Source organism: Dankookia sp. GCM10030260 (assembly GCF_042666655.1).
Classification (GTDB): Bacteria; Pseudomonadota; Alphaproteobacteria; order Acetobacterales; family Acetobacteraceae; genus Paracraurococcus.
Genome location: NZ_JBHTDE010000003.1, coordinates 350,627 through 374,311, shown reverse-complemented (window position 1 = coordinate 374,311; position 23,685 = coordinate 350,627). Strand labels below are relative to the sequence as shown.

The following is a 23,685-nucleotide window of genomic DNA, read 5'->3' as shown; positions in this document are numbered from 1 at the left end:
ACGGCCCCTGTGGATTACGGGGATGGCTGTGGATAACGGGGACGGAACGCCGCGGCGGCCGGGCGTGGTCGCCGGGCCACGGCGATCACCCCGCCCGCCGCAGCCGGAAGGCCAGCGGCAGCGCCAGCGCGCACAACCCTGCCATCGCCCAGAACCCCTGGGCGCCCCAGGCCGCATAGAGCGGCCCCGAGGCGAAGGTCAGCAGCCCCGAGGCCAACCCGACCCCGATCGAGGCGTGCAGCGTCTGCGCCGTCGCCGCCTGGGCCGGCGGCATCCCGCCCAGCACCCGCATCGCCGCCAGGTGCTGCGCCCCGAAGGTCACCGCATGCAGCAATTGCACGGTGGCCAGCGCCGGCAGCCAGACCGTCTCCGCCGTCACCCCCCAGCGGATCACCCCTGCGCCCGCCGCCAGTGCCGCCAGGCCCGACGCGCCGAGCCGTTCCACCAGCGGCTTGCCCCAGAGGAAAAGGGCGACCTCGGCGACGACGCCTTCCGCCCAGAGCAGGCCGATCACCCCGGGGGAGAGGCCCGCCGCCTGCCAGTGCAGCGTGCCGAAACCGTAGTACAGGGCATGGCTGCCCTGGATCAGCGCCGAAAGCGGCAGAATCCGCCGGAAGGCCGGCACCGCGAAGGGCGCCATGAAGCCGCCCCGGCCGCGCGCCGCGGCCCGTTCCGCCGGCAGGCCGCGCGCCGCCAGGGCGGTCAGGCCAAGGCAGCCCGCGGCCAGCCAGACGATGCTGGTCACGCCCAGCCATTCCACCGCCTGCCCCGCCGCGACCGCGGCCAGGATGAAGGCAAGCGACCCGGCCGAGCGCACCCGGCCATAATCGAACCGCCGCTCCCGCGCCGCGCCCAGGCACAGCGCATCCGACAGCGGCACCACCGGGGCATTCACCATCGCGTGCAGCGCCGCCACCAGCAGCAGCGCGGCAAAGCCCTGCGCCAGGGCGAAGCCGCAGACCGTGCAGGCGGCCAGCGCCGCGGCCAGCACCAGGATGGTCCGCGCATCGCCGAAGCCGTCCGCCCCGCGGCCGACCGCGGGCGCGGCCAGCAGCCGGACCGCTGACCCAGTGGCCAGCACCAGGGCGATCTGCTGCGCGGTCAGCCCATGGTCGCGCAGCACCGCCGGCAGGAAGGGCATCAGCACGCCGACCGCCGCGAATTGCGCGGCGAACAGCAGGGCGAAGCGGGACGGGGGGGACATGGCGCGGCGGCTCAACCGGCCGGCGCGCGAATGGGTCGGTCTGGATGCGCATGCATCGGCGCCCCCTAACGGCCGGCCCGCGCGGTTGCAAATCCTCTGCATCCGGCCCATGCATTGCGCCGCATGCCGAACCCCCACACCCCCATGTTCGACGCCCGCGTCAAGGCCGTGTTGGGCCCCACCAACACCGGCAAGACCCATCTGGCGATCACCCGTCTGCTGGCCCATTCCAGCGGCATCATCGGCTTCCCGCTGCGCCTGCTGGCGCGCGAGAACTACGACCGCATGGTCGCCGCGAAGGGGGAGCAGCACGTCGCCCTCATCACGGGCGAGGAGAAGATCGTCCCGCCCGGCGCCAAATGGTTCGCCTGCACGGTGGAAGCCATGCCGCTCGACCGCCGGGTGGAATTCGTCGCGGTGGACGAGATTCAGCTCTGCGCCGATCCCGATCGCGGCCATGTCTTCACCGATCGCCTGCTGAATGCCCGCGGCATGGTCGAGACCATGTTCATGGGCGCCGAGACCATCCGCCCGTTGCTGCAGCGCCTGGTGCCGCAGGCCGAAGTCGAGACCCGCCCCCGCCTGTCGCAGCTGACCCATTCAGGCCCGGCCAAGCTCACCCGCCTGCCGCCGCGCAGCGCCGTCGTCGCCTTCTCGGCGGCCGAGGTCTATGCGATCGCAGAAGCCATCCGCCGCCGCCGCGGCGGCTGCGCCGTGGTGATGGGGCGCCTGTCCCCGCGCACCCGCAACGCCCAGGTGGCGCTCTACCAGAACCGCGAGGTCGACTTCCTGGTGGCCACCGACGCCATCGGGATGGGGCTGAACATGGACGTGGACCATGTCGCCTTCGCCGCCTTGCAGAAATTCGATGGCCACACCGCCCGCGCGCTGAATGCCCAGGAAGCCGCGCAGATCGCCGGCCGCGCCGGCCGCGGCATGCGCGACGGCACCTTCGGCACCACGGGCGACTGCCCGCCGCTGCCGGACGAGATCGTCAACAAGATCGAGAACCACAATTTCGAGGCGCTGCAGACCCTCGCCTGGCGCAATTCCGAGCTGGACTTCAGCAGCGTCGACGGGCTGCTGGACAGCCTGGCCACGCCGGCACCCATGCCGGGCCTGGCACGTGGCCATGACGCCGACGACTTCATCACCCTATCGATGCTGGCCCGCGAACAGGAATTGCGCGCCCTGGCGGGTGGCCGCACGCGTGTCCGGCTGCTGTGGGAGGCCTGCCAGGTGCCGGACTTCCGCAAGCTGGCGGACGACACCCATACCCGGCTCTGCGGCCGCATCTTCAAGCATCTGGCCGAGGACGGCGTGCTGCCGGACGACTGGGTGGCCGGGCAGATCGCGCTCTGCGGCGCGACCGAGGGCGACCTCGACACGCTGATGGCCCGCCTCGCCAATATCCGCGTCTGGTCCTACATCGCCGCCCGTGCCGACTGGACCCGCGATGCCGCGACCTTCCAGGCGGAAGCCCGCAAGGCCGAGGACGCCGTTTCCGATGCGCTGCATGAACGTCTTACCGCCCGCTTCGTCGACCGCCGGGCGGCGCATCTGATGCGCCGGCTGGACGATACCGAGGGCGAGGACCTGCTCTCCGCCGTCACCCGCCAGGGCGAGGTGGTGGTCGAGGGTCATACCGTCGGCAAGGTCGCCGGCTTCCTCTTCCACCCGGAGACCGAGGCGGCGACCGAGGAGGAGCGCAAGCTTGTCCTGCGCGCCGCCCGCCGCGCGCTGCGGGAGGAGATGCCGCGCCGCGTCGCCACCGTGGAGACTGCCAAGGACGACGCCTTCGCCATTAGTGCCAGCCACCGCGTCACCTGGACCAGCCCCGGCGCCGAGCCCGCCGAGATCGCCCGGCTGCGGATCGGCGACCAGCCCGGCAAGCCGCAAGTCGAGGTGCTGGCCAGCGAGTTCCTCGACGGCGCCCAGCGCGAGCGGGTCCGCGCCCGGCTGGCCAAGTATGTCGAGGGGCTGGTGGGCAAGGAGCTTGCCATCCTCTCGACCATCGAGGCCAAGGCGGAGGCCGAGGGCTCGCTGCGCGGCCCCGCCTACACCTTGCGCGAACATCTCGGCCTGGTCCCCGGCAACACCAATGCGGGGATCAGCCAGGACCTGCGGCAGAAGCTGAAGGCGATCGGCGTCCGTGCCGGCCGCTTCGCGCTGTTCGTGCCGGAAGCCCTGAAGCCGCGCGCCATGGCGCTGCGGGCGCAGCTCTGGGCGATGTCGCGCAACATCGACACCCCGGCGCTGCCCGCTCCTGGCCTGGTCGCGCTGCAGCTGCGTGAGGCGCATGAGGGCGAGACCAACCCGCCGCCGCCGATCGGCTGGCCGCCCGGCTTCGCCCAGACCATGGGCTGGCTGCCGGCCGGGCCGGTGCTGCTGCGGCTGGATGTCGCGGAACGCATCGCCGCCGAGCTCGGCTTCCTCACCCGCCGGGCGCCGGCGCCGCCGCCGCCCGACCTCGCCAGCCGGCTGGGCGTGAAGGCGGATACGCTGGGGGCGGCGCTGACCGCGCTCGGCTTCCGGCTGCTGGAGGCGCCGCCGCTGGCGGAGAACGAATATGGCCCGCCGACCCCGCTGCGGGTCGCCCAGCCGCGGCCGCAGCACCATGGCCAGCAGCACCAGCGCGGTGGCCCACGGCCGAACCAGCGCCCCGGCCAGGGGCCGCGCCCGGCCCAGGGTGACGCGCGCCAGGATGGGCCGCGCCACGAAGGACCGCGGCATCCTCGCCGCGATGCCCGCCCCGATCAGCGCCCATCGCAAGCGGGGGCGCCGGAACAGCGCGTGCCGGAGGCCCGCGGCTTCGAGGGCCGACCGCCGCGCGACCGCCAGGATGGCCGCCCGCCGCGCGATCGGGACCGCGATCGCCGTCCGGCGCATCCGGTGCGCGAGGACCGCCCGGTCCGCGTCCCGGACATGCCGCTGCCGCCGCCGACCAGCGCGGCGATGATCTTCTTCGGCCCGCCGATCCCGCCCGAACTGCGCAAGACGCCGGGCCGCATGGAAGTCTCCCGCGGTGGCCCCGGCGGCGGCGGCGGCAAGCCCTGGCAGGGCCGCGACCGCGGCCCGGGTGGTCCCGGCGGCCCGCCGCGCGGCCCGCGCCGCGACGACGACCGCGGCCCGCGTGGGCCGCGGCCGGAGGAGCGCGAGATGCGCAAGCCGGCCGAGCCCAGTGGGCCGGATCCGGATTCGCCCTTCGCGGTGCTCGCCCGGCTGAAGCTGCAGCAGGGCAGCTAGCCCGGCGTGGTGGCGGACGGCGAGGACCGCGACTGGCAGCGGCTGGACAAGTGGCTTTGGTGCGCCCGGGTCGCCAAGTCTCGCGCCGCCTGCGCCCGCCTCGTCGAATCCGGCGCCTTCCGCATCAACCGCCAGCCGACGGACAAGCCGCATGCCAAGCTGCGCCCGGGCGACACCCTGACCTTCGCGCTCGGCACGGCGGAGCGTGGCGTGGTGCGGGTCTGGCGGGTGGTGGCGCTGGGCGACCGGCGTGGCCCGGCCCCCGAGGCGCGGCTGCTGTTCGAGGTCCTGGTGCCACCCTCGCAGGCCTGATGCGCAAAGGCCGCGTGGCCTGCATGGCTTGCCTTCCCACGCGGCCCGGTCCATCTCTGCCGGCGCCGATCAGCCGGGACCGAGGGACTTCCAGCCGTGACCTATGTCGTTCTCGAGAACTGCATCAAGTGCGTGTACAAGGATTGCGTCGAGGTCTGTCCGGTGGACTGCTTCTACGTCGGCGAGAACATGTTGGTCATCCACCCGGACGAATGCATCGACTGCGGCGTCTGCGAGCCGGAATGCCCGGCCGAGGCGATCGTGCCGGACAGCGACGACCGCGCGGCCGAATATGCCGAACTGAACCGCGAATTCGCTTTGGTTTGGCCAAACATCACCCGCAAGGGTGACGCGCCGCCCGATGCCGATGAATGGAAGGGCAAGCCGGGCAAGCGCGCGCTGTTCAGCGACAAGCCGGGCACGCCCTAAACCCGGTCGAGGTGCCGGCGCCCGCCCGTCGGCCGGGCGCCACGCCGCGCCTGGGCGATCACGTCGCGGACCGCACCGACCAATTGCTCACCGTGCTGCGGCTTCTGCAGCCGGACCGTCGGCCAGCCGAGGCCACGCAGGTCGGCCTGCGGTGCGTCGCTGTCATATCCGGTGACCACCACGATCGGCAGGTTGGGCCGCAGCCGGCGCAGCGACCGGATGATGCCGTGGCCCACCAACTCCCCGTTCAGCCGGAGATTCACCACCGCGACCGCGAGCCCCTCGGCAGGGATCGCCCTTGCCGCGGCGTCCGAGCAGGCGATCCGGGTGGCGAAGCCTGCCGCGGTCAGCCGATCCTCCATCTCCAGGGCCAGCAACGCCTCATCGTCCACCACCAGCGCGACGGGCGGCATGGCCGGCTGATTCCTGTCCTGATGATCCATGCTGCCTCGGTCGGATGGGTACCGCCCGTGCGGTGCGCCCGTGCTGCCATCCTGCGGCACAAGTCGTTACCGAAGGCTCACGGCGACGCACGTCACCGCAGTGGGAGGATACGGAACAACAACGTCAGCCGCGTCCCCGGCCCCATCGTCCCCGTCCCGGCGCCGGACCAATCCGCTCGGGCCGAGAGCTGCCGCGCCAGCCCCTCCACCAGCCGCATGCCGGTGCCGCTGGAACGCTCGGCGGGCAGCCCGCGGCCATCGTCCCAGAGAATGACCCGAAGCTCACCGCCGCGGGCCGGCTCCAGCCGCAGGCCGATGGTGCCGCCACTCGTACCGAAGGCATATTTCAGGCTGTTGGTGATGAACTCGTTGACGATCAGCCCGAGCGGCGCCGCCTGTTCCGGCGGCACGATGATCCCCCGCATCTCCAGCACAAGGCGAATGCCCTGCTCAGCCTCGGCATGGAAGCGCAACAGGGTCCCGGCCAGCTCGCCCAGATAGGCCCCGAGATCGACCCGGTCGACGTCACCGGCAAGATAGAGCTTGTCGTGCAGCAGGCGCAGCGCATCGACCCGCTGGCGGACCACCTGCAGCGCATCCTGCGTCTCGGGCGACACGGCGCGGCGCGCCTGCAGCTGCATCAGGCCGATGATGACCTGCAGGTTGTTCTTCACCCGGTGCTGCAATTCGCGGAACAGCCGCTCGACATCGGCGGCGCGGGCGCGCAGCTCGTCGCCGGCCCGCAGCCGGTCCACCGCGGCGGCCAGCATGTTGGCGTAGGTCTGCAGGAAGGCGACCTCGTCGGTGTCGAAGGCGCGGGGCGTGCGGCTGTCCACTTCCAGCACGCCGTAGGGCGGCCGGCTGTCCGCGCCGATGACGGTGACGTTCACCAGCGACCGCACCCCGTGGTCCCGCATGAACTCGGGGATGGGGAAACGGGTCTCGGCTGCGATGTCCTCGCTGACCACGGCGTCGGGGATCGACAGCGCCAGGCCTTCCAGCGTGCCGGTCTCGGCCTGCAGGGTGACATGGCCGACCACGCCGGGCTGCCAGCCGACGCCGGCGCGGACCAGCAGCGTCCGCCCGTCCGGCTGCAATTCCAGGACCTTGGCCAGGCCCGTGCCGAGCCCTTCCGCCACCAGGCGACAGGCGTCGTGAAGGATCTCCTGGAGGTCCTCCGAGTGGAGCGCCAACTCGCCGAAACGGGCGAGCGCGGTCTGCTGGGCCAGCAACCTGTCCCCACTGCGTTGAATTGGATCGGGCATGGCGTCCAAAAGCCCCGGAGCGGCGCCGGTTCCTCCGGCATGACGGCATCGTCGCTTGCCTCTAGGCTCCTCCGGTGTCCCACCTTCTCCATCGCGCTCTCGCCGGTGCCGCCGCCACCGCCTCCGGCAACGGGCTCGCCCGCTTCGCCTATGTGCCGCTGTTCCCCGCCATGGTCGGCGCCGGCTGGGTGGATGGCGCGGAGGCCGGGACGCTCGGCGCCGCGGCGCTCGCCGGCTACCTGATCGGCACGCTGCTGGGGCGCCGGGCGGGGCAGCGGCTCGGCGTGCCGGGGACGCTCGACCTCGGCATGGCGCTGGTGGTGGTCTCGCTCGCGGCCTGCGCCTGGAATGGCGGCTTCTGGTGGTTCCTGCCGTGGCGAACGCTGGCCGGGGTGGCCGGCGGGCTCCTGATGGCGCTGGCCGGGCCGGCGACCCAGGCCTCCGTCCCGCCTGCGCAGCGCGGCCGCGCCGGCGGCGTGGTGATCGCCGGCGTCGGCTCCGGCATCGCCACGGGGGCGTTGCTGGTGCCGGCGCTGCTGCCGGCCGGGCTGCCGGCGACCTGGCTGGGCCTGGCTGGGCTGGTGCTGCTGCTCTGGCTGCTCGCCCGGCGGCGTTGGCCGGACATGGCGCTCGGTGGCGCGGCGGGAGAGGCACCGCCGCGAGCCACCCTGCTGCTGGTGACCTACGGGCTCTATGCCGCCGGGATGGTGCCGCCGATGGTCTACTTGGCCGATCTTGCGGCGCGCGGGCGGGGCCTGGGTGTCGGCATCGGCGCGCTGCTCTGGCTGGTCTTCGGCCTGGCCGGAGTGGCCGGCGGGGTATTGAGCGGGCGGGCGGTGGACCGGATGGGCGGGATGGCGACGCTCAGGCTCTGGCTGCTGATCCAGGCCGTGGCGCTGGCCTTGTGTCTGCCGCCCTGGCCGGGGCTGGTGCTGCCGGCCGCGGCGGCGGCCGGCTTCGCCGCGGTCGGCGTGACGGCCGTGACGCTCAGCGTGACGCGGGAACTGGCCGGGGTGCAGGCGACCGGGCTCTGGCTGCGCTGCAACCTGTCCTTCGCGGTGGTGCAGACGGTGGTGGGCTTCGGCCTCGCCGCGGTCTTCGCCGCGACCGGGGAGAGCCACCTGGCGGTGTTCGGCGCCGGGCTGGGATTCTCGCTCGCCGCCTTCGGCACGGCGGCGGCGCTGGCGCGGCAGGCCGCCCGGCGGCCAGCCGGCGCTACTGGGTGATCCCCTTGGCGCGGATCAGCGCCGTCCAGCGCCCCAGTTCCTCGGCCAGCAGGGCCGCCAGCGTGGCGCCGTCGCCGCCGATCGGCACGCCACCCTGCTCGGCGAAGCGGGCGCGGACCTCGGGCAGGGCATGCACCTGGCGGATGGCCTCCAGCATCCGCGCGGCCACCGCCGGGTCCAGCCCCTTCGGCCCGACCAGCCCGTACCAGTAGGACAGGGGGAAATCGACGCCGGCCTCGCGCGCCGTCGGCACCTCCGGCAGGGCGGGGATGCGGCCGCCGGCGGTGCCGATCGCCAGCACCCGCACCTGGCCGCCGCGCACCGCGCCCAGCACGGTCGGCGGCGCCGCCAGCATCATCTGGATCCGCCCGGCCACCAGGTCGGTGAAGGCCGGTCCGGCGCCGCGATAGGGCACATGGGTCATGCGGAAGCCGGCCACGTCCTGCAGCGTCTCGGCATACAGGTGCAGGGAGGTGCCGTTGCCCATGGAGCCGAAATTCATCACCCCCGGCTCCCGCCGCGCCATCTCCACCAGGTCCGGCAGGGTGCGGGCCGGCAGCGCCGCCGGCACGGCGATGACGGACGGGTAGTCCACCAGCAGCGAGACGGGGGTGAAGTCGGCCAGCACGTCGAGCCCGAGATCGGGCATCAGCGGCGGCGCGGTGACCAGCGAATTCTCGGTCAGCAGCAGGGTATGGCCATCCGGCCGGGCGGCGGCGACGGCGCGCCAGGCGATCGAGCCGCCGCCGCCCGGGCGGTTCTCCACCACGAAGGACTGGCCGAGCAGCTCGCCCAATTGCCGCGCGTAGAGCCGGCTGACGAAATCGGTGGTGCCGCCCGGCGGCCAGGCGATGATGAGCCGCACCGGGCGCTCGGCGGGCCAGGGCTGGGCGCGGACCGCGGGCGCCAGGGCGCCGAGGCAGAAGGCAAGCAGCAGCAGCAGGCGCGGCAGGGCGCGGGGCATGGACGTTGTCTCCCTGGCCGGGGCGCGGGTGGAACCGGGGCTGCCGGCCCGCGTCTGGCGACGGCGGCAATCCTGCCCGGCTCCTCGTTGCGGGGGAAGGGTGGCAGGGTCGTCCGCCCACGTCGCGCGCCCAGCCGGAGGACCCATCGATGCCGTCACGCCGCAGCCTGCTGGCCGCCCCGCTGCTTGCCTTGCCGTCCTTCGCCCGCGCGGCCGAGGCGTTGGCGGCGCTCGAGTCCAAGCTTGGCGGGCGGCTCGGCGTCGCGCTGCTCGATACCGGCAGCGGCCGGCGGTTGGCGCACCGAGGCGGGGAGCGCTTCCCGCTGACCAGCACCTTCAAATTCCTGGCCGCCGGCCATGCGCTGGCGCGGGTTGACCGGGGCGAGGAGCGTCTGGACCGCGAGGTCGCCTATACGAAGGACGACCTCGTCACCTATTCGCCGGTCACCGGCCAGCACGCGGCGATGAGCATCGGCGCGCTCTGCGACGCGGCGGTGACGCTCAGCGACAACACCGCGGGCAACCTGCTGCTCGACAGCTTCGGCGGGCCGGCCGGCTTGACCGCCTGGCTGCGGGACCTGGGCGATGCGGTGACGCGGCTCGACCGGCGGGAGACGGCATTGAACGAGGCGCGGCCGGGCGATCCGCGCGACACCACCACGCCCGAGGCGATGCTCGGGCTGATGCAGGCGCTGCTGCTGGGCCCGGCGCTGTCGGCGGTATCGCGGGAGCAACTGACGGCCTGGCTGGTCGGCTGCCGCACCGGCGACCGGCGGCTGCGGGCGGGGGTGCCGGCCGGGTGGCGGGTCGGCGACAAGACCGGCTCGGGCGAGAACGGCACGGCGAACGACATCGGCATCCTCTGGCCGCCGGGCCGGCCGCCGATCCTGGTGGCGGCCTATTCCACCGGGTCGGCCGCGCCGGAGGCGGCGCGCAGCGCGATCCTGGCCGAGGTGGGACGGATCGCCGCCGCCTGATTGGCGCCACATCGCCGATGCTAGGCTGCCGCACCCTGCCCGGAGTGCCCGCCTTGCGCCGCGCCGCCCGTCTCGCCGTCCTCCTGGTCCTGCCGCTGCCCGGCCTCGCGGCGGATCCGCCGGTGCGCGCGGTCACCCTGTCCAATGCCGGGCTGATGCAGCTCGATCGCGCCGGGATGCTGGCCCCGGGCGAGGCCATCGCCTTCGATGTGCCGGTCGAAGCGGTCGACGACGTGCTGAAATCCCTGCTGCTGCGCGACCCGGCCGGCCAGGCCGGCGCCGTGCGGCTGCCGGCGCAGGACCTGGAGGCCGAGGCCTTCCGCGGCCTGCCGGTCCGGCCCGGCGATTTCGAGACCCGCGCCAGCCTGTTCCGCGCACTGCGCGGCCAGGCGGTGGAGGCGGGCGGCGCCAGCGGCCGGCTGGCCGGGGCGGAGGATGTCGAGGGCGGGCTGCGGCTGTCGCTGCTGACCGCGACCGGCCTGCGCGTGCTGGCGCTCGACGAAGGCGCCGAGGTCCGGCTGCAGGACCAGGCGCTCGCCGCCCGCCTGGCCCAGGCGGCGGAGGCGCTGGCGGCCAGCCGCAGCGCCGATGTGCGGCGGCTGGAGATCACCCTGGCCGGAGCCGGGGCGCCGCGCGAGGTGGGGCTGACCTATATCGCCGCGGCACCCCTGTGGAAGCCGTCCTGGCGGCTGGTGATCCCGGCGGGGATGGGCGAGGCGCGGCTGCAGGGCTGGGCGGTGGTGGAGAACCGCTCGGGCGCCGATTGGGATGGGGTGCGGCTGTCGCTGGTGTCCGGCAACCCGGCGGCCTTCGCCCAGGCCATCTATGCACCGATCCTGGTGGACCGGCCGGTCCTGCCGGTCCGCAGCGCGGAGCGGGTGGCGGTGGAGGCCGATACCGGACCGCGCCCGGCGCCGCCGGTGGCGGCCATGGCCGCGCCCGCGCCGATGCTGCGGCGCGGCCCCGCGGCCGCCGAGGCCGCGCCCCTGGCGGCGCTGCCCGAAGCCCAGGCACAGGCCTCGCCCGGCCGCGTCGCCTTCACCCTGCCGGCGCCGGTCTCGCTGCGGGGCGGGGAGACGGCGAACCTGCCCTTCATCGATGCCGGCCTGCCGGCGGAACGCATCTGGTGGGTGCAGGACCTGGCGGCGCGTAGCCCGCTGAACGCGCTGCGGCTGACCAACACCACCGGCCATGTATTGCCGGACGGCCTCGCCGCCGTCTTCGGCATGGCGGGGGCCGAGGCCGGGACCTGGCTGGGCGATGCGGAATTGCGCGCGGTCGCCCCGGGCGAGGCGCGCATCATCGCCTTCGCCCGCGACCGCGAGGTGCGGCTGACCGCCACGCAATCCGCCACCGAGCAGCCGGCCAAGGTCGAATTGCGCCGTGGCCTGGTGGTGATCGGGACGCGGCGGTCGGAGGAGACGGCGCTGGCCATCGACCCGCATGGCGCGCGCGGCAGGCTGGTGCTGGACCTGCCGCGCCGGCCCGGCGCCGCGCCGCAGTTCCCGGTGGTGGCGGAAGGCGATTTCGGCCTGCGCACCGAAGCCATGCTGGACGGCACCGCCGCCACGCTGCGCTTCGCCTGGGTGCGGGAGGGCCGGCAGGAGGTGCCGCTCTGGGATGCGGGGTTGGGCGACCCGGTGCTGCTGCGCTGGCGCGGGATCGACCTGGAGGAGGCGATGCGCCGCCTGCCCGGCGGGCCGGGCAGCCTGGAGACGCTGCAGGCCGTGCTGGAACAACTGCCGGCCGAGGCGCCCGGACGCGCGGCGCTGGCGGGTATCGTCGCCTCCCTGGCCGAGGCCCGGCAACTGCTGGATGCGGCGCGCGGGGCGGTCCGCGCCGCCGCCATCGCCGAGGCGGCGCTCGGCCGTGCCCGCGCCGCGGCGGAGGACCGCAGCGGCGCGGCCCGGGAGGCGGCGCGCCGGGCGTTGAACGAGGCAAGCCTGGCTGCCGAACGCACCGGTGCCGCGGCAGACGCGGCCTGGGACTCCTGGCAGCGCGCGGCGCAGGCTGTGCTGGCGCGCACGGGCTGAACGCGGGGCGCTTGCCTGCGCATGGAATCGAATTCAATACGATCCAGGCGGCGTGGTCGCCTCCGTTCGCCGTGGCCACGCGGGATCACGACCATGGCAGACCATCGCCCGCCGCAACCTGCCGCCTCGTCCCACGCCGCCAACCAGCGCGGCCTCGCCGCCGGGGCCAATCCCTGCCGGCGCTTCGGCCTGATGTTCGACCTGCCGCCCTGCCCCGCCCTGCCGGAGTCCTTCGACGCGGCCACGCCGCCCGGCAGTTCGGGCTCGATCCTCGGCAACCTGGAATTCCGCAACCTCAAGCGCGGGCAGTTGCTGCGGCTGCCCTCTGGCCAGGCGGTGTCGCGGGCGCTGGGCATCGCGCCGCTGCCGGACGAGATCGACCGGGCCTCGGGTCGCGCGTGTCGGCGGCGGCTGCGGCGGTGCGGGGCGAGTTCCGCCGCACCTGGGCGGATCAGCCGGGCGCGGCGATGGGCGGGCCGCATCCCGGGCCGGTGGGCAGCCGCATCGTGGCGGAGACGCCGGTCGGGTTGCTCTGGCTCGACCCGATGTCCTTCCTGCACAGCAGCCGCGACTGCCGGCGATCAGCGGGAGGGAGGGCGCTGCCCCTGGGGCGGCTGGTGCGCTTCGCGTTGCGGCCGGCAAGGTCGGGGAGGGAAAAGCATTACCTCCCAGAACCCCACCCTTCCTTTTTGTGGGTTGGCACCCGCCGCGCGGCAGGCCTCGGCTCGCAGAAATAGATGAGGGGGCCGGGGAGAATGCCTTCTCCCCGGCCCTACGGCGCCGCCAGGCTCCGCCGCAGCCGCGCGATGGCGCCGGGCAGGCCGCGCACCTGCAGCACGCGGCCTTTCTCGTCGTAGTCCTCGGACAGCACCCGGGCACTCTCGTAGACCTCGCCGATCAGCCCCTGTTTCGCATAGGGCAGCACCAGGGTGTCCTCGACCATCGCCGCCTCGAAGAAGCCGATGATGGTGTCGCGCAGCGCGGCGACATCGGCGGGCGCATGGGCGGAGAGCAGGATCGCATCCGGGTGCTTCTCGACCAGCGCGGCGCGCGCCGCGGCATCCAGCCGGTCCAGCTTGTTCAGCACCAGGCGCGACGGCACCGCATCCGCGCCGATCTCGCGCAGCGCGGCCCGGCTCACCTCCAGCTGCGCCTCGTAGGTCGGGTCGGAGGCATCGACCACGAACAGCAGCAGGGACGCCTCCAGCGCCTCCGCCAGGGTCGAGCGGAAGGAGGCGACCAGGTCGTGCGGCAATTGCTTGATGAAGCCGACGGTGTCGGAGACGAGGACGCGCGGCCTGGTCTCCGGCTGCAGGATGCGGACCGTGGTGTCGAGCGTGGCAAACAGTTTGTCCTCGACCAGCACCTGGCTGCCGGTCAGCGCCCGCATGAGCGACGACTTGCCGGCATTGGTGTAGCCGACGAGCGCGACGCGCAGCTGGTCGCGCCGGGCGGAGCGGCGGTTGTCGCCGTCACGCTGCACGGCATCCAATTGCTCCCGCAGCTCCGCCAGCCGGTCGCGGATCTTGCGGCGGTCGAGGTCGAGGTTGCTCTCGCCCGCGCCCGGCCCCTGCTGCCGGCCGCCGCCGCCGGTGGATTCGCGCAGGCGGGGTGCGACGTATTTCAGCCGCGCCATCTCCACCTGCAGCTTGGCTTCGCGGGTATTGGCGTGGCGGTGGAAGATCTCGACGATGACGCCGGTGCGGTCGAGCACCTCGGCGCCGGTGGCACGCTCGAGGTTGCGGATCTGGCTGGGCGAGAGCTCGTGGTCGACGATGACGAATTCCGGCCGGCGGGGTGCCTCGGCATCCGGCTCGGCGGGCTCCGCGGCCTCGGCGGTGCCCTCGAAGCGCTGCCGGGCCTTGGATTTCGGCGCCGGCGCCATCGAGCCGATGACGCCGGTGCCGCCGGTCAGCGCCGCCAATTCCGCCAGCTTGCCGCTGCCGAGCAACGACCCGGCGCCGGTCCCCTCGCGCCGCTGCGACACGGTGCCGACCACCTCGTAGCCCAGCGTCTTCACCAGGCGGCCGAGTTCCTCGAGGCTGGCGGCATGGGCGACGTCGTCGACCTCCGGCGTCTGGATGCCGACGAGGACGGCGCGGGGCGTGGGGGGCTTAGTCTGCATGGCGGTGCAGTAGCACGGATCGCGGCGGAACCTGATGCCTCCCTCCGCCGTGGGCGTGGTTCAGGCGACGGGTCGCGCCAGGTTGCGCAGCGGCTCGCCGTGGCGGAAGCGGCGCAGGTTGTCGCAGAAGATCGCCGCCACCCGTTCCGGCAGGCCATCGGACGCGGCGGCGCTGTGCGGCGAGACGATGACGTTCGGCAGCCCCCAGAAGGGGTTCTCCGGCGGCAGCGGCTCCATGCCGAAGACGTCGAGGAAGGCGCCGGCGAGGTGGCCGGAGCGCAGCGCCGCCAGCAGGTCGGCCTCCACCACCACCCCGCCGCGCGAGACGTTGATCAGGTGCCGCCCCGGCGGCAGCCGGGCGAGCAGATCGGCGTCGATCAGGTCGCGCGTCGTCTCGGTCAGCGGGCAGGCGAGGATGAGCCAGTCGGTGCCCGGCAGCAGGTCCGGCAGCGCGGCGAAGCCGGCCACCGCATCGAAGCCGGGCGGCGGTCCGGCCGCGGCATCGCGGCGGATGCCCAGCGTGCGCAGGCCGAAGGCGCGGCAGAGCCGGCCGATCTCCTGGCCGATCGGGCCGGTGCCGAGGATGAGCGCGGCCTGGCCCTCGACCTCGCGCGGCTCCGGCTCGGCATAGAGCGGCTCCCAGGCCTGGCGGGCCTGTGCGGCGGCGATGCGGGGGAACTGCCGGGCCAGCGCCAGCAGGCCGGTGACCGCGGTCTGCGCCACCGCCGGCGCGCTGGCGCCGGTGCTGTTGGTCAGCACCAGGCCGCGCGCCAGCATGGCCTGGTAGACCGCCATGTCGGTGCCGGCGGAGAAGGTCTGCACCCAGCGGAGCGCCGGCGCCGCCTGCAGGAGACCGGTGAAGCGGACGAAGCGCGGGTTGAGCCGGTGGCGCGTGCCGCCGACGAAGAGGTCGCGGGTGACGAAGGCGACCTCGATGCCGGCCGCATCCGGCAGCGCCCCGTCGGGCGCCACCGGCACGAGGTCCACGTCCGGCACGGCATCCCGGATGCGGGCGCCGTGCCGCGCCGCGGCGACGTCGGACAGCAGCACCCGCATGGCCTTGCCGGCCGGCGGATTCACGTCTCCGGACATGCGTCCTCCGCCGATCGGACGGGGTGGATCAATCCCGGTAGCTCGGGTCGATGCGGTCCAGCTTGCGCAGCAGCGCCGGCCAGTCGAGCAGGCCGAAGGGCCGGCGGGTCTGCGGCTGGTAGTTCAGCCAGGTCTTCTCGACGACCTCGTCCGGCACCTTGATCATCGGGCTGTTGCAGGACATCGCGGCGATCTGCGTCTTGCAGGACAGCTCCAGCCGGTGCAGCGCGTTGAAGCATTCCGGGATGGTGGTGCCGACGGTCAGCAGGCCGTGGTTGCGCAGGATCATCGCGTTGTTGTCGCCGAGGTCGCGCACCAGGCGCTCCTGCTCGGACAGGTCCAGCACCACGCCGGAGAAATCGTGGTAGCTGATATGGGCGAAGCGCATGCTGGTCTGGGTGTTCGGCAGCAGGCCGCATTCCAGCGTCGACACCGCCATGCCCGGCCAGGTATGCGTGTGCGCGACGCAGGCGATGTCGTGCTTCGCCTTGTGGATCGCCGAATGGATGACGAAGCCTGCGCGGTTCACGCCGTAGTCGGTGCCGGGGAATTCCGGCTTGAGCACGACGTTGCCGTCATAGTCGATCTTGATGAGCGACGATGCGCTGATCTCCTCGTACAGCATGCCGTACGGGTTGATCAGGAAGGTGTCCTCGCCCGGCACGCGGACCGAGACATGGTTCGCGATCAGGTCGCTCATGTGGTAGAGGTCGACCAGCCGGTAGCAGGCGGCGAGGTCGATGCGGGCCTGCCATTCCTCCGGGCTCACCCGGTGGCGCATGGACGGGATGCGGTATTCGGCGGCGTCGAGCATTCTCGGGTCCTCCTTCAGAAATCGTAGAGCCGGGCAGCATTGTCGACGAGCACCGCCTGCAGCGTGGCGGCATCCGGGATCCAGCGCGCCAATGTCTCGGCCAGCGCCGCGTCCTCCGACATCGGCCGGTCGAAATAGGCGATATGCGGCCAGTCGGTGCCCCAGACGCAGCGCCCGGCATTCGCCGCCAGCAGCGCGCGCGCATAGGGGTCGGCCGCGAGCCAGGGCGCCTCGCCGCCGGTGATGCGGTCGGCGCCCGAGATCTTGGTCCAGGCGCGGCCATCCCGCAGCAGGTCGCACAGCAGGCGGAAGCCGGGGTGTTCCGGCGTGTCGTGCGCGGTCGAGATGCGGCCCATGTGGTCGACGACCAGCTCCATCCCATGGGGCTCCAGCAGCGGCAGCGCCTCGGCCAGGTCGCGCGCATGGATCCAGACCTGCAGGTGCCAGCCGCGCTCCTTGATGCGCGGCCCGAGCGCCGTCAGGCTGTCGTAGCCGACGCCGTTGCGGTAGGTGCGCTCGCCGGCCGCGCCGCGCAGCAGGTTCAGCCGCAGGCCGCGCACGCCGGCCGCGGTCATCTCGTCGAGCGTCCGGTCGGTGGTCTCGGGCGGCAGCACGGCGACGCCGCGGAACCGCTTCGGATACTGCCGCAGCGCGTCCAGCATGGCGCCGTTGTCGGTGCCCTGGGCGCTGGCGGTGACGATGACGCCGCGCTCGAAGCCGAGCGCGTCGAGATGCGCGACGAAGGCCTCCACCGGCGCCTCGACCGGGGTGTAGCTGCGGTCCTCGGCCAGCGGGAAGCGCCCATAGGGGCCGAAGACGTGGACATGGCTGTCGCAGGCGCCGGGCGGCACGGCGAAGCCGGGGCGGCGGCCGGGCGGGAAATAGGGGACGCAGGGGCGGGTCATCGTCTCAGCGCCCCTTGAAGACCGGCTTGCGCTTCTCGGCGAAGGCCGCGGTGGCTTCCCGGTAATCCTCGGTGCCGGCGACGACGCCGGTGCAGGCCGCGGCGAAGGTCAGCGCCTCGGCGAAGCTGCTGTTCGCGCCCTGCCGCACCATGCGCTTCATCAGCCGGATCGCCACCGTCGGGCCGTTGGCGAGGCGCTCCGCCACCGCCATGGCATGCGGCAGCAGCGCCTCGTCCGCCAGCACCTTGTTGACCAGCCCGATCCGCTCCGCCTCGGCGGCCGAGACGAAATCGCCGGTCCACAGCATCTCGAGCGCCTTCGGCGTGCCGACCAGCCGCGGCAGCATCCAGGCGCCGCCGTCGCCGGCGACGAAGCCGACCTTGATGTAGCTCTCGGCGAAGCGGGCGCTTTCGGCGGCGAAGCGCAGGTCGCCCATCAGCGCCATGTCCATCCCGGCGCCCGTCGCGGCGCCGTTCACCGCGACGATATAGGGCTTGTCGAGCTCCTGCAGCGTCAGCGGGATGCGGTGGACGTGGTCGACCAGGTACTGGCCGCGGTCCCAGGCGGTCTGCCCGCCGGCGGCGACCCGCGCCATCCGCTTGACGTCGCCGCCGGAGCAGAAGATCCGCCCCGCCCCGGTCAGCACCACGGCGCGGATGGCGTCGTCGGCAATGCAGACCCTGAGCGACTTCTCCCAGTCCGCCAGCATCTCCAGCGTGAAGGCGTTGCCGCTGTCGGGACGGTTCAGGGTGATGGTGGCGATGCCGCCGGTGGTCTCGAACAGCAATTCGCTCACGGCGTTTCCCCAAGGCCTACGGCAAGCTTAGGGGCGGTCGCCCGACCTCTCAAGCCATGCCGGTCGGGGGGATGGGGTCAGCGGGTGGCCTGGGCGGCCCGCACCGCGCGCCGCAGCTTGGCGATGCCGGTGCGGACATGGCCGCTGCCGCACAGCCGCTCACCCTCCGCGCCCAGGCTGCGGGACGGTTCCTGCTGCGCCGCCGGCAGCCCGGCCAGACGGGTCACCAGGCTGCGGCAATACTCGGGCGTGTCTGTGGTCACGCGCGGACTCGGCTCGGCCGCCGCCGTCACCAGCAGGGCCAGCAGGATCGCCGGAGGCGTCAGGGCAACCATCATCGCGGGCCGGACAGTGCAGTCGCCGGGTTGAAGCGGCCGTGGGCGGGACATGACGCTTCGGTCATCCCAGAGGCAGCCGGATCGCCACCCGGAGACCGGGCGGCTCGCGCCCCGGCACCGCATCCTCCAGCGCGAGGTCGCCGCCATGCAGGTACGCCACGGCCCGCACCAGCGACAGGCCGAGCCCGGAGCCCGGCGTGGCGCGCGCCTTGTCGGCACGGAAGAAGCGCTCCCCCGCATGGGCGCGGTCCTCGGGCGCCAGGCCGGGCCCGTCATCCGCCACCGTCACCTCGATGCGGGACGCGGTGGCGACGGCGGCAAGCTGGACCCTGCCACCGGCCGGGGTGAACTTGATGGCGTTGTCCAACAGGTTGGCCACCGCCTGCAGCAGCAGGTCGCGGTCGCCGACCAGGGGCAGCGTCTCCGGCAGGTCGGTGTCCAGCCGCTGGCCGTGCGCCTCGGCGGTCGCCTCGTAGATCTCGGCCGCATCCGCCAGCACATGCACCAGATCGAGCGGCGCGAAGGCGGCGCGGCGGGCACCCGCCTCGGCCTCGGCGATGCGCAGCAGCGCCTGGAAGATGCGGCTGATGCCGTCCAGGTCGGCGATCCCCTGCTCCACCGTGGCACGCAGCGATTCCTCGTCCTCCGAGGTCGCCAAGGCGTCCTCCAGCTTGGCCCGGGCCCGGGCGATCGGGGTGCGCAGGTCGTGCGCGATGGCGTCCGATACGCCGCGCACGCCCTCCATCAGGGTGCCGATCCGGTCGAGCATGATGTTCAGCGTCTGCGCCAGCCGGTCGAATTCGTCGCCGTTGCCGGCCAGCGCGACGCGGGAGGACAGGTCGCCGCCGGCGATCGCCGCGGTGGTGGTGAAGGCCGGGCGCATGCGCGCCTGCAAGGCGTGGCGGATCAGCCAGGCGCCGACCAGGGCGAACAGCACGACGGCGCCGGAAGCCCAGACCACGCCCTCGGTCAGCAGCCGGCGCAATTCGGTCCGTTCCGCCTCGTCGCGGCCGACCAGCAGCCGCAGGCCGGGCAGGTCCAGCCGGTGGAGCCGCGCATCCACCGGCAAGCCGTCGTGCAGCACGCGGGTGCGGAACCAGGGGCCGGTGCCCTGGAGGGCCTTCGGCCAGGCGTCGAGGTTGCCGGCGATCCGCCGCATCCCATCGGCCTCCATCATCAGGTAGATCGCCTCGTTCTCGACATCGACGGCGAGGCGTTCCTCGATCGCCTCGGCCAGGCCGGCATTCCCGGCCTCCCGCCACCGTTCGGCCAGGGCGATGGCATCGGCCCGGATGGCGACGTCGGTCTGCCGGTCGAGCGCGCCGGCGGTCGCCCACCAGAGCACCGCCACCAGCGCGATGGCGGCGCAGGCGAACATGGCGGCGAACAGCACGGCGAAGCGGAAGCCGGCGCTGCGCAGCAGCCGCGGCGGGCCGAGCGCCAGGCTGGGCGGGCCGGCGGTGCCGCGCCGACGGAAGCGGCCCGGCACCGATCGCGGCAGGGCGGCGGGCCGGCTCACCGCGCGTGCCTCTGGAAGCCGCCGATCGGCAGCCTCAGGGCTCCGCCCGGATCATGTAGCCGGCGTTGCGCACGGTGTGGATGAGCGGCTTGTCGAAGCCCTTGTCCAGCTTCTGCCGGAGGCGGGAGACATGCACGTCGATGACGTTGGTCTGCGGATCGAAATGGTAGTCCCAGACCTTCTCCAGCAGCATGGTCCGGGTCACCACCTGCCCGGCATGGCGCATCAGGTGTTCCAGCAGGCGGAATTCGCGCGGCTGGACGTCGATCCGCTTGGCCGCGCGCATCACGGTGCGCGACAGCAGGTCGAGCTCGAGGTCGGCGACCCGCAGCTTGGTCGCCGGCGCATCCACCGAGGGACGGCGGCCCAGCGCCTCGACCCGCGCCAGCAGCTCGGCGAAGGCGAAAGGCTTCGTGAGATAGTCGTCGCCGCCGGCCTTCAGGCCCTTCACCCGTTCGTCCACCGCCGACAGCGCCGACAGGAACAGCACCGGCGTGCGGTTGCCCTGGCTGCGCAGCGTCTCGACCAGCCGGACGCCGTCCACCCCGCCCGGCAACATGCGGTCGAGCACCAGCATGTCGAACTGCTCGGAGGCCGCGAGGAACAGCCCGTCGCGGCCATTGGTCGCGTGCTCGACCGTATGGCCGGCCTCCTGCAGGCCCTTGCGCACGAAGCGCGCGACCTCGGCATCGTCCTCGACCAGCAGAATCCGCATCGTGTCCTGTCCTCGCCCGGTGCCTCGGGATGCGACCCGCATGAGTCGATCCCTGGCCGGTCCCGTCCTTCCTGCCCCCCGACCGCCTTACCGCCGGCTGCCGGGCACATTGATTCTACACCATCCGCGCGCCACCGCGGGGGATCATCCCGCCGAGGGCCGCCGGCCGACCTGCACCGGCAGCTCGCGCTCCCGCCCCTCCCGCACCACGGTCAGCCGCAGGGTCTGCCCGGGCGGGACGGCGGCGACGGTGCGGACCAGGCCGCGGGAGGTCTCGACCCGGTCGCCGTTGATCGCCACCACCAGGTCGCCCTGGCGCAGCCCCGCCTTGGCCGCCGGGCTGTTGCGCTCGAGCCCGGCGATCATCACCCCGCGGCGGCCGGCGCGGCCATCCTCCGGCACGATGTCCTGCACCGAGACGCCGAGCCAGCCGCGCTCGACCTTGCCGTCGCGCTTCAACTGCTCGATCACCGGCCGGGCCAGGTCGGACGGCGTGGCGAAGCCGATCCCGGCCGAGGCGCCGGAGGGCGAGTAGATCGCCGTGTTGATGGCGATCACCTCGCCGGTCGGGTTGAACAGCGGCCCGCCGGAATTGCCCGGGTTGATGGCGGCGTCGGTCTGGATGAAGTCGTCGAAGGGGCCGGCGCCGATCTCCCGCCCGCGGGCGGAGATGATCCCGGCGGTCACCGTCCCGCCCAGGCCGAAGGGATTGCCCGCCGCCAGTACCCAGGATCCGACCCGTGCCGCGGAGGACGAGCCCCAGGACACCGCGACCAGCGGCGCGCGGGGTTCGACCTTCAGCAGCGCCAGGTCGGTCAGTTCATCCGTGCCGACCACCCTGGCCTGCAATTCGGAGCCGTCCTGCAGCGACACCACCACCTTGCTGGCATTGCCGATCACGTGGTTGTTGGTCACGATGAAGCCGGCGGGATCGATGACGAAGCCGCTGCCGGCCCCCTGCACCTCCTGCCGACGGTTGCGCTGGCGATCGCGGAAATAGCGCTCGAACGGGGTGCCGCGCAGCTCGGGCGGGATTTCCGCCCGCTGCTCGGAGGTCACGGCGATATTGACCACGGCGGGCTGCACCCGCTCCGCCAGGTCGGCGAAATCGGCGATCAGGGCACCGCGCTGCGCCGCGGCGGGGGCGCAGGCACCGAGCGGCAGGAGCGGGGCCGCGAGCAGCAGGGCGGTGGCGGCCAGGCCGAGCCTGCGGCGCGGCAGCGAGACGGAAGTCAGGATGGCGGTCCTCATTCACGGCGGCGGGGGGGACGATGCCGATATAGGTTCAATTCTGGGAGGATGGATGCGGCGGTTCAACCTCCTTGGCCAGGGTATAAGCGCAGATGGGGTTCGCCGGCGGCAGCGGCTGGGCTAGGCAGGGGGGATGGAGCCTCCGCACGCAACCATGCTGGAACTGCAAGGGCTGACGCGGCGCTTCGGCGCAACCCTGGCGGTCGACCAGGTCAGCCTCGCCGTGCCGGCCGGGCAGATGGTCGGCATCATCGGCCGCTCGGGCGCCGGCAAGTCGACCCTGCTGCGGCTGGTCAACCGGCTGGTCGAGCCCGATGCCGGCCGCATCCTGGCCGCGGGGCGGGACGTCACCGTCCTGCGGGGGCGGGCGCTGCGGGCCTGGCGACGCGACTGCGCCATGGTCTTCCAGCAGTTCAACCTGGTGCAGCGGCTGGACGTGCTGACCAATGTCCTGGTCGGCCGGCTGGCCCACCAGCACGGGCTGCGCCGGGCGATGGTGCTGCTGGCCGGCACCTTCTCCGCCGGGGAACGCGCCATGGCGCTGGCCACGCTCGACCGCTTCGGCCTGGCCGAGGTGGCGCTGCAGCGGGCGGAGACGCTCTCGGGCGGCCAGCAGCAGCGCGTCGCGCTGTGCCGCGCCCTGCTGCAGGAACCGAAGCTTGTCCTGGCGGATGAGCCGATCGCCTCGCTCGACCCGATGAACGCCAGGGCGGTGATGGACGCGCTGCGCACGGTGAACCGGACGCAGGGCATCACCGTGCTGGTCAACCTGCACCACCTCGACACCGCCCGCGAATACTGCGACCGGATCCTGGCGATGCAGGCCGGGCGGGTGGTCTTCGACGGGCGGCCGGAGGCGCTGGACGCCGCCCGGCTGCGCGCCATCTACGGCATCACCGAGGCGGAATTCGCCGCCGAGGCCGCGGCCCGGGTGGCGGCTGCCCAGCCTCGCCCGGCGGTGGCATGATCCAGGCGCTTCCCCGGACGAGGACCAGCAGCATGACCACGCGACGCGCCCTGGGCGCCCTGCTCGCCGCCAGCCTCGGCGCCCCTGCGCTGGCGCAGACCGCCCGCCCGCCGCGCCGCAGCCTGGATGCGTCGGTCGTCTTCCCCGAGGCCGGGCCGCGCGCCTGGGGGGCGCAGATGAAGCAGGTCCGCATCGGCCTGCTGGGCGGCGAGAACGAGGCGGACCGGCTCGGCCGCTTCGGCCCCTACCGCGACCTGATCGAGGCGACCTTCAAGGTGCCGGCCCGGCTCTATCCCGCCAGCGACTATGCCGGGGTGATCCAGGCCTTCGGGGCGAAGCAGCTCGACATCGCCAACATGTCGCCGGCCGCCTATGCCGCCGCCTGGGTGGACACCAACGGCGGGGTCGAGCCGTTGCTGACCACCGAGGAAGCCGACGGGTCGATCAGCTATGTCGCGGTCATGCTGGTGCGGGCCGACAGCGGCATCGCCACGCTGGCCGACATGCGCGGCCGCGCGATGGCCTGGTCCGACCCCAATTCGGCCAGCGGCTACCTCATCCCGCGCTTCGCGCTGCGCCGCCAGGGCATCAACCCCGAACAGTATTTCAGCCGCACCGGCTTCGCCGGCGGGCATGAGCAGGCGATCATCGCCGTGGTGCAGAAGCAGTACGACGCGGCGGTCACCTGGGCGTCCGGCCAGGGCGACGTGAATGCCGGCTATACCCGCGGCACCCTGCGGGCGATGGTCGACAAGCGGCTGCTCGACATGCACCAGATGCGGGTGATCTGGAGCTCCGACCCCATCATCAACGGGCCGCAGACCGTGCGGACCGAGCTGCCGGACGCCTTCAAGGAGGACATGCGGATGTTCCACCTGGCTTTGCCCCGCGCGCATCCGGACATCTACAAGCAGATCGAGCGCGGCGGCGGCGCCGGCTACCGCGAGGTCACCCACCAGGACTATGCCTTCATGGTGGAGATGCGGAAGCAGGAGGCGGTGGAGCGCCGGCGGCGGAACTGATCGCGTCCGCTGGCGGGAGGCGCCATGCGCCGGGAGCCTGAA

General features: G+C 73.2%; 21 protein-coding genes. 8 read left to right on the top strand and 13 right to left on the bottom strand.

The genetic code is table 11. The features are described from left to right. Window positions 1–85: 85 nt before the first annotated feature. Window positions 86–1,204, bottom strand: a complete 1,119-nt coding sequence (locus tag ACFQS7_RS13275; protein ID WP_380067557.1) for an MFS transporter — start codon at window positions 1,202–1,204, stop codon at window positions 86–88. A 123-nt stretch (window positions 1,205–1,327) separates the two neighbouring features. Between ACFQS7_RS13275 and ACFQS7_RS13270 the strand changes: the two genes are divergently transcribed. From ACFQS7_RS13270 to fdxA, 3 genes are all read left to right on the top strand, one after another. Continuing rightward, a complete protein-coding gene (locus ACFQS7_RS13270; protein ID WP_380067556.1) occupies window positions 1,328–4,450 on the top strand; it encodes a helicase-related protein in 3,123 nt (1,040 codons plus the stop codon). Window positions 4,451–4,459: 9 nt separating this feature from the next. Then, complete coding sequence (locus ACFQS7_RS13265; protein WP_380067555.1) at window positions 4,460–4,762, top strand: S4 domain-containing protein; 303 nt, start codon at window positions 4,460–4,462, stop codon at window positions 4,760–4,762. Window positions 4,763–4,858: 96 nt separating this feature from the next. After that, on the top strand, window positions 4,859–5,191 hold the full coding sequence (gene fdxA / locus ACFQS7_RS13260) for a ferredoxin FdxA (protein ID WP_380067554.1): 333 nt from the start codon (window positions 4,859–4,861) through the stop codon (window positions 5,189–5,191). On the opposite strand, the gene ACFQS7_RS13255 is transcribed toward fdxA, so the two are convergent. Both ACFQS7_RS13255 and ACFQS7_RS13250 read right to left on the bottom strand, forming a co-directional pair. Further along, complete coding sequence (locus ACFQS7_RS13255; protein ID WP_380067553.1) at window positions 5,188–5,604, bottom strand: response regulator; 417 nt, start codon at window positions 5,602–5,604, stop codon at window positions 5,188–5,190. The genes fdxA and ACFQS7_RS13255 overlap by 4 nt on opposite strands. Window positions 5,605–5,726: 122 nt before the next feature. Then, on the bottom strand, window positions 5,727–6,899 hold the full coding sequence (locus ACFQS7_RS13250) for a sensor histidine kinase (protein WP_380067552.1): 1,173 nt from the start codon (window positions 6,897–6,899) through the stop codon (window positions 5,727–5,729). A gap of 74 nt (window positions 6,900–6,973) precedes the next feature. Between ACFQS7_RS13250 and ACFQS7_RS13245 the strand changes: the two genes are divergently transcribed. Then, the gene (locus tag ACFQS7_RS13245; RefSeq protein WP_380067551.1) at window positions 6,974–8,125 is read left to right on the top strand and encodes a YbfB/YjiJ family MFS transporter; all 1,152 of its coding nucleotides are present in this window, start codon (window positions 6,974–6,976) and stop codon (window positions 8,123–8,125) included. On the opposite strand, the gene ACFQS7_RS13240 is transcribed toward ACFQS7_RS13245, so the two are convergent. Beyond that, window positions 8,115–9,089 carry a Bug family tripartite tricarboxylate transporter substrate binding protein gene (locus tag ACFQS7_RS13240; RefSeq protein WP_380067550.1) on the bottom strand — a complete coding sequence of 325 codons (975 nt, stop codon included), beginning with the start codon at window positions 9,087–9,089 and terminating at the stop codon, window positions 8,115–8,117. The two genes, ACFQS7_RS13245 and ACFQS7_RS13240, sit on opposite strands and share 11 nt — an antisense overlap. 149 nt (window positions 9,090–9,238) lie before the next feature. Between ACFQS7_RS13240 and bla the strand changes: the two genes are divergently transcribed. Next, a complete protein-coding gene (bla, locus tag ACFQS7_RS13235; RefSeq protein ID WP_380067549.1) occupies window positions 9,239–10,066 on the top strand; it encodes a class A beta-lactamase in 828 nt (275 codons plus the stop codon). Between the two features lie 53 nt (window positions 10,067–10,119). Next, on the top strand, window positions 10,120–12,099 hold the full coding sequence (locus ACFQS7_RS13230; protein WP_380067548.1) for a DUF4139 domain-containing protein: 1,980 nt from the start codon (window positions 10,120–10,122) through the stop codon (window positions 12,097–12,099). A gap of 772 nt (window positions 12,100–12,871) precedes the next feature. On the opposite strand, the gene hflX is transcribed toward ACFQS7_RS13230, so the two are convergent. From hflX to ACFQS7_RS13185, 9 genes are all read right to left on the bottom strand, one after another. Further along, window positions 12,872–14,224: a GTPase HflX gene (gene hflX, locus ACFQS7_RS13225; protein WP_380067547.1), complete on the bottom strand. Its 1,353-nt coding sequence runs from the start codon at window positions 14,222–14,224 to the stop codon at window positions 12,872–12,874. Between the two features lie 60 nt (window positions 14,225–14,284). Next, complete coding sequence (locus ACFQS7_RS13220) at window positions 14,285–15,316, bottom strand: D-2-hydroxyacid dehydrogenase (RefSeq protein WP_380067546.1); 1,032 nt, start codon at window positions 15,314–15,316, stop codon at window positions 14,285–14,287. Window positions 15,317–15,344: 28 nt separating this feature from the next. Continuing rightward, window positions 15,345–16,130 carry a class II aldolase/adducin family protein gene (locus ACFQS7_RS13215; protein WP_380067545.1) on the bottom strand — a complete coding sequence of 262 codons (786 nt, stop codon included), beginning with the start codon at window positions 16,128–16,130 and terminating at the stop codon, window positions 15,345–15,347. Between the two features lie 14 nt (window positions 16,131–16,144). Continuing rightward, a complete protein-coding gene (locus ACFQS7_RS13210) occupies window positions 16,145–17,035 on the bottom strand; it encodes an amidohydrolase family protein (RefSeq protein ID WP_380067544.1) in 891 nt (296 codons plus the stop codon). 4 nt (window positions 17,036–17,039) lie between these two features. Next, the gene (locus ACFQS7_RS13205; protein ID WP_380067543.1) at window positions 17,040–17,831 is read right to left on the bottom strand and encodes an enoyl-CoA hydratase/isomerase family protein; all 792 of its coding nucleotides are present in this window, start codon (window positions 17,829–17,831) and stop codon (window positions 17,040–17,042) included. A gap of 77 nt (window positions 17,832–17,908) precedes the next feature. Then, complete coding sequence (locus ACFQS7_RS13200; RefSeq protein ID WP_380067542.1) at window positions 17,909–18,169, bottom strand: hypothetical protein; 261 nt, start codon at window positions 18,167–18,169, stop codon at window positions 17,909–17,911. Window positions 18,170–18,230: 61 nt separating this feature from the next. After that, window positions 18,231–19,688 carry an ATP-binding protein gene (locus tag ACFQS7_RS13195; protein ID WP_380067541.1) on the bottom strand — a complete coding sequence of 486 codons (1,458 nt, stop codon included), beginning with the start codon at window positions 19,686–19,688 and terminating at the stop codon, window positions 18,231–18,233. A 34-nt stretch (window positions 19,689–19,722) separates the two neighbouring features. Beyond that, window positions 19,723–20,403 carry a winged helix-turn-helix domain-containing protein gene (locus ACFQS7_RS13190; protein ID WP_380067540.1) on the bottom strand — a complete coding sequence of 227 codons (681 nt, stop codon included), beginning with the start codon at window positions 20,401–20,403 and terminating at the stop codon, window positions 19,723–19,725. 144 nt (window positions 20,404–20,547) lie between these two features. Then, complete coding sequence (locus ACFQS7_RS13185; RefSeq protein WP_380067539.1) at window positions 20,548–21,654, bottom strand: S1C family serine protease; 1,107 nt, start codon at window positions 21,652–21,654, stop codon at window positions 20,548–20,550. A gap of 154 nt (window positions 21,655–21,808) precedes the next feature. On the opposite strand from ACFQS7_RS13185, the gene phnC reads away from it, so the two are divergent. Together phnC and phnD are read left to right on the top strand one after the other, a co-directional pair. Beyond that, on the top strand, window positions 21,809–22,621 hold the full coding sequence (gene phnC / locus ACFQS7_RS13180) for a phosphonate ABC transporter ATP-binding protein (protein ID WP_380067538.1): 813 nt from the start codon (window positions 21,809–21,811) through the stop codon (window positions 22,619–22,621). Window positions 22,622–22,653: 32 nt separating this feature from the next. Continuing rightward, a complete protein-coding gene (phnD, locus tag ACFQS7_RS13175; RefSeq protein WP_380067537.1) occupies window positions 22,654–23,643 on the top strand; it encodes a phosphate/phosphite/phosphonate ABC transporter substrate-binding protein in 990 nt (329 codons plus the stop codon). The last annotated feature ends 42 nt before the right edge of the window (window positions 23,644–23,685 follow it).

Excerpts from the sequence above, each read along its gene's own strand:
- ACFQS7_RS13275 (WP_380067557.1), bottom strand. The coding sequence starts at position 1,204 with ATGTCCCCCCCGTCCCGCTTCGCCCTGCTGTTCGCCGCGCAATTCGCG.
- ACFQS7_RS13270 (WP_380067556.1), top strand. The coding sequence starts at position 1,328 with ATGCCGAACCCCCACACCCCCATGTTCGACGCCCGCGTCAAGGCCGTG.
- ACFQS7_RS13255 (WP_380067553.1), bottom strand. The coding sequence starts at position 5,604 with ATGCCGCCCGTCGCGCTGGTGGTGGACGATGAGGCGTTGCTGGCCCTG.
- ACFQS7_RS13250 (WP_380067552.1), bottom strand. The coding sequence starts at position 6,899 with ATGCCCGATCCAATTCAACGCAGTGGGGACAGGTTGCTGGCCCAGCAG.
- ACFQS7_RS13240 (WP_380067550.1), bottom strand. The coding sequence starts at position 9,089 with ATGCCCCGCGCCCTGCCGCGCCTGCTGCTGCTGCTTGCCTTCTGCCTC.
- bla (WP_380067549.1), top strand. The coding sequence starts at position 9,239 with ATGCCGTCACGCCGCAGCCTGCTGGCCGCCCCGCTGCTTGCCTTGCCG.
- hflX (WP_380067547.1), bottom strand. The coding sequence starts at position 14,224 with ATGCAGACTAAGCCCCCCACGCCCCGCGCCGTCCTCGTCGGCATCCAG.
- ACFQS7_RS13220 (WP_380067546.1), bottom strand. The coding sequence starts at position 15,316 with ATGTCCGGAGACGTGAATCCGCCGGCCGGCAAGGCCATGCGGGTGCTG.
- ACFQS7_RS13215 (WP_380067545.1), bottom strand. The coding sequence starts at position 16,130 with ATGCTCGACGCCGCCGAATACCGCATCCCGTCCATGCGCCACCGGGTG.
- ACFQS7_RS13210 (WP_380067544.1), bottom strand. The coding sequence starts at position 17,035 with ATGACCCGCCCCTGCGTCCCCTATTTCCCGCCCGGCCGCCGCCCCGGC.
- ACFQS7_RS13200 (WP_380067542.1), bottom strand. The coding sequence starts at position 18,169 with ATGATGGTTGCCCTGACGCCTCCGGCGATCCTGCTGGCCCTGCTGGTG.
- ACFQS7_RS13190 (WP_380067540.1), bottom strand. The coding sequence starts at position 20,403 with ATGCGGATTCTGCTGGTCGAGGACGATGCCGAGGTCGCGCGCTTCGTG.
- ACFQS7_RS13185 (WP_380067539.1), bottom strand. The coding sequence starts at position 21,654 with ATGAGGACCGCCATCCTGACTTCCGTCTCGCTGCCGCGCCGCAGGCTC.
- phnC (WP_380067538.1), top strand. The coding sequence starts at position 21,809 with ATGCTGGAACTGCAAGGGCTGACGCGGCGCTTCGGCGCAACCCTGGCG.
- phnD (WP_380067537.1), top strand. The coding sequence starts at position 22,654 with ATGACCACGCGACGCGCCCTGGGCGCCCTGCTCGCCGCCAGCCTCGGC.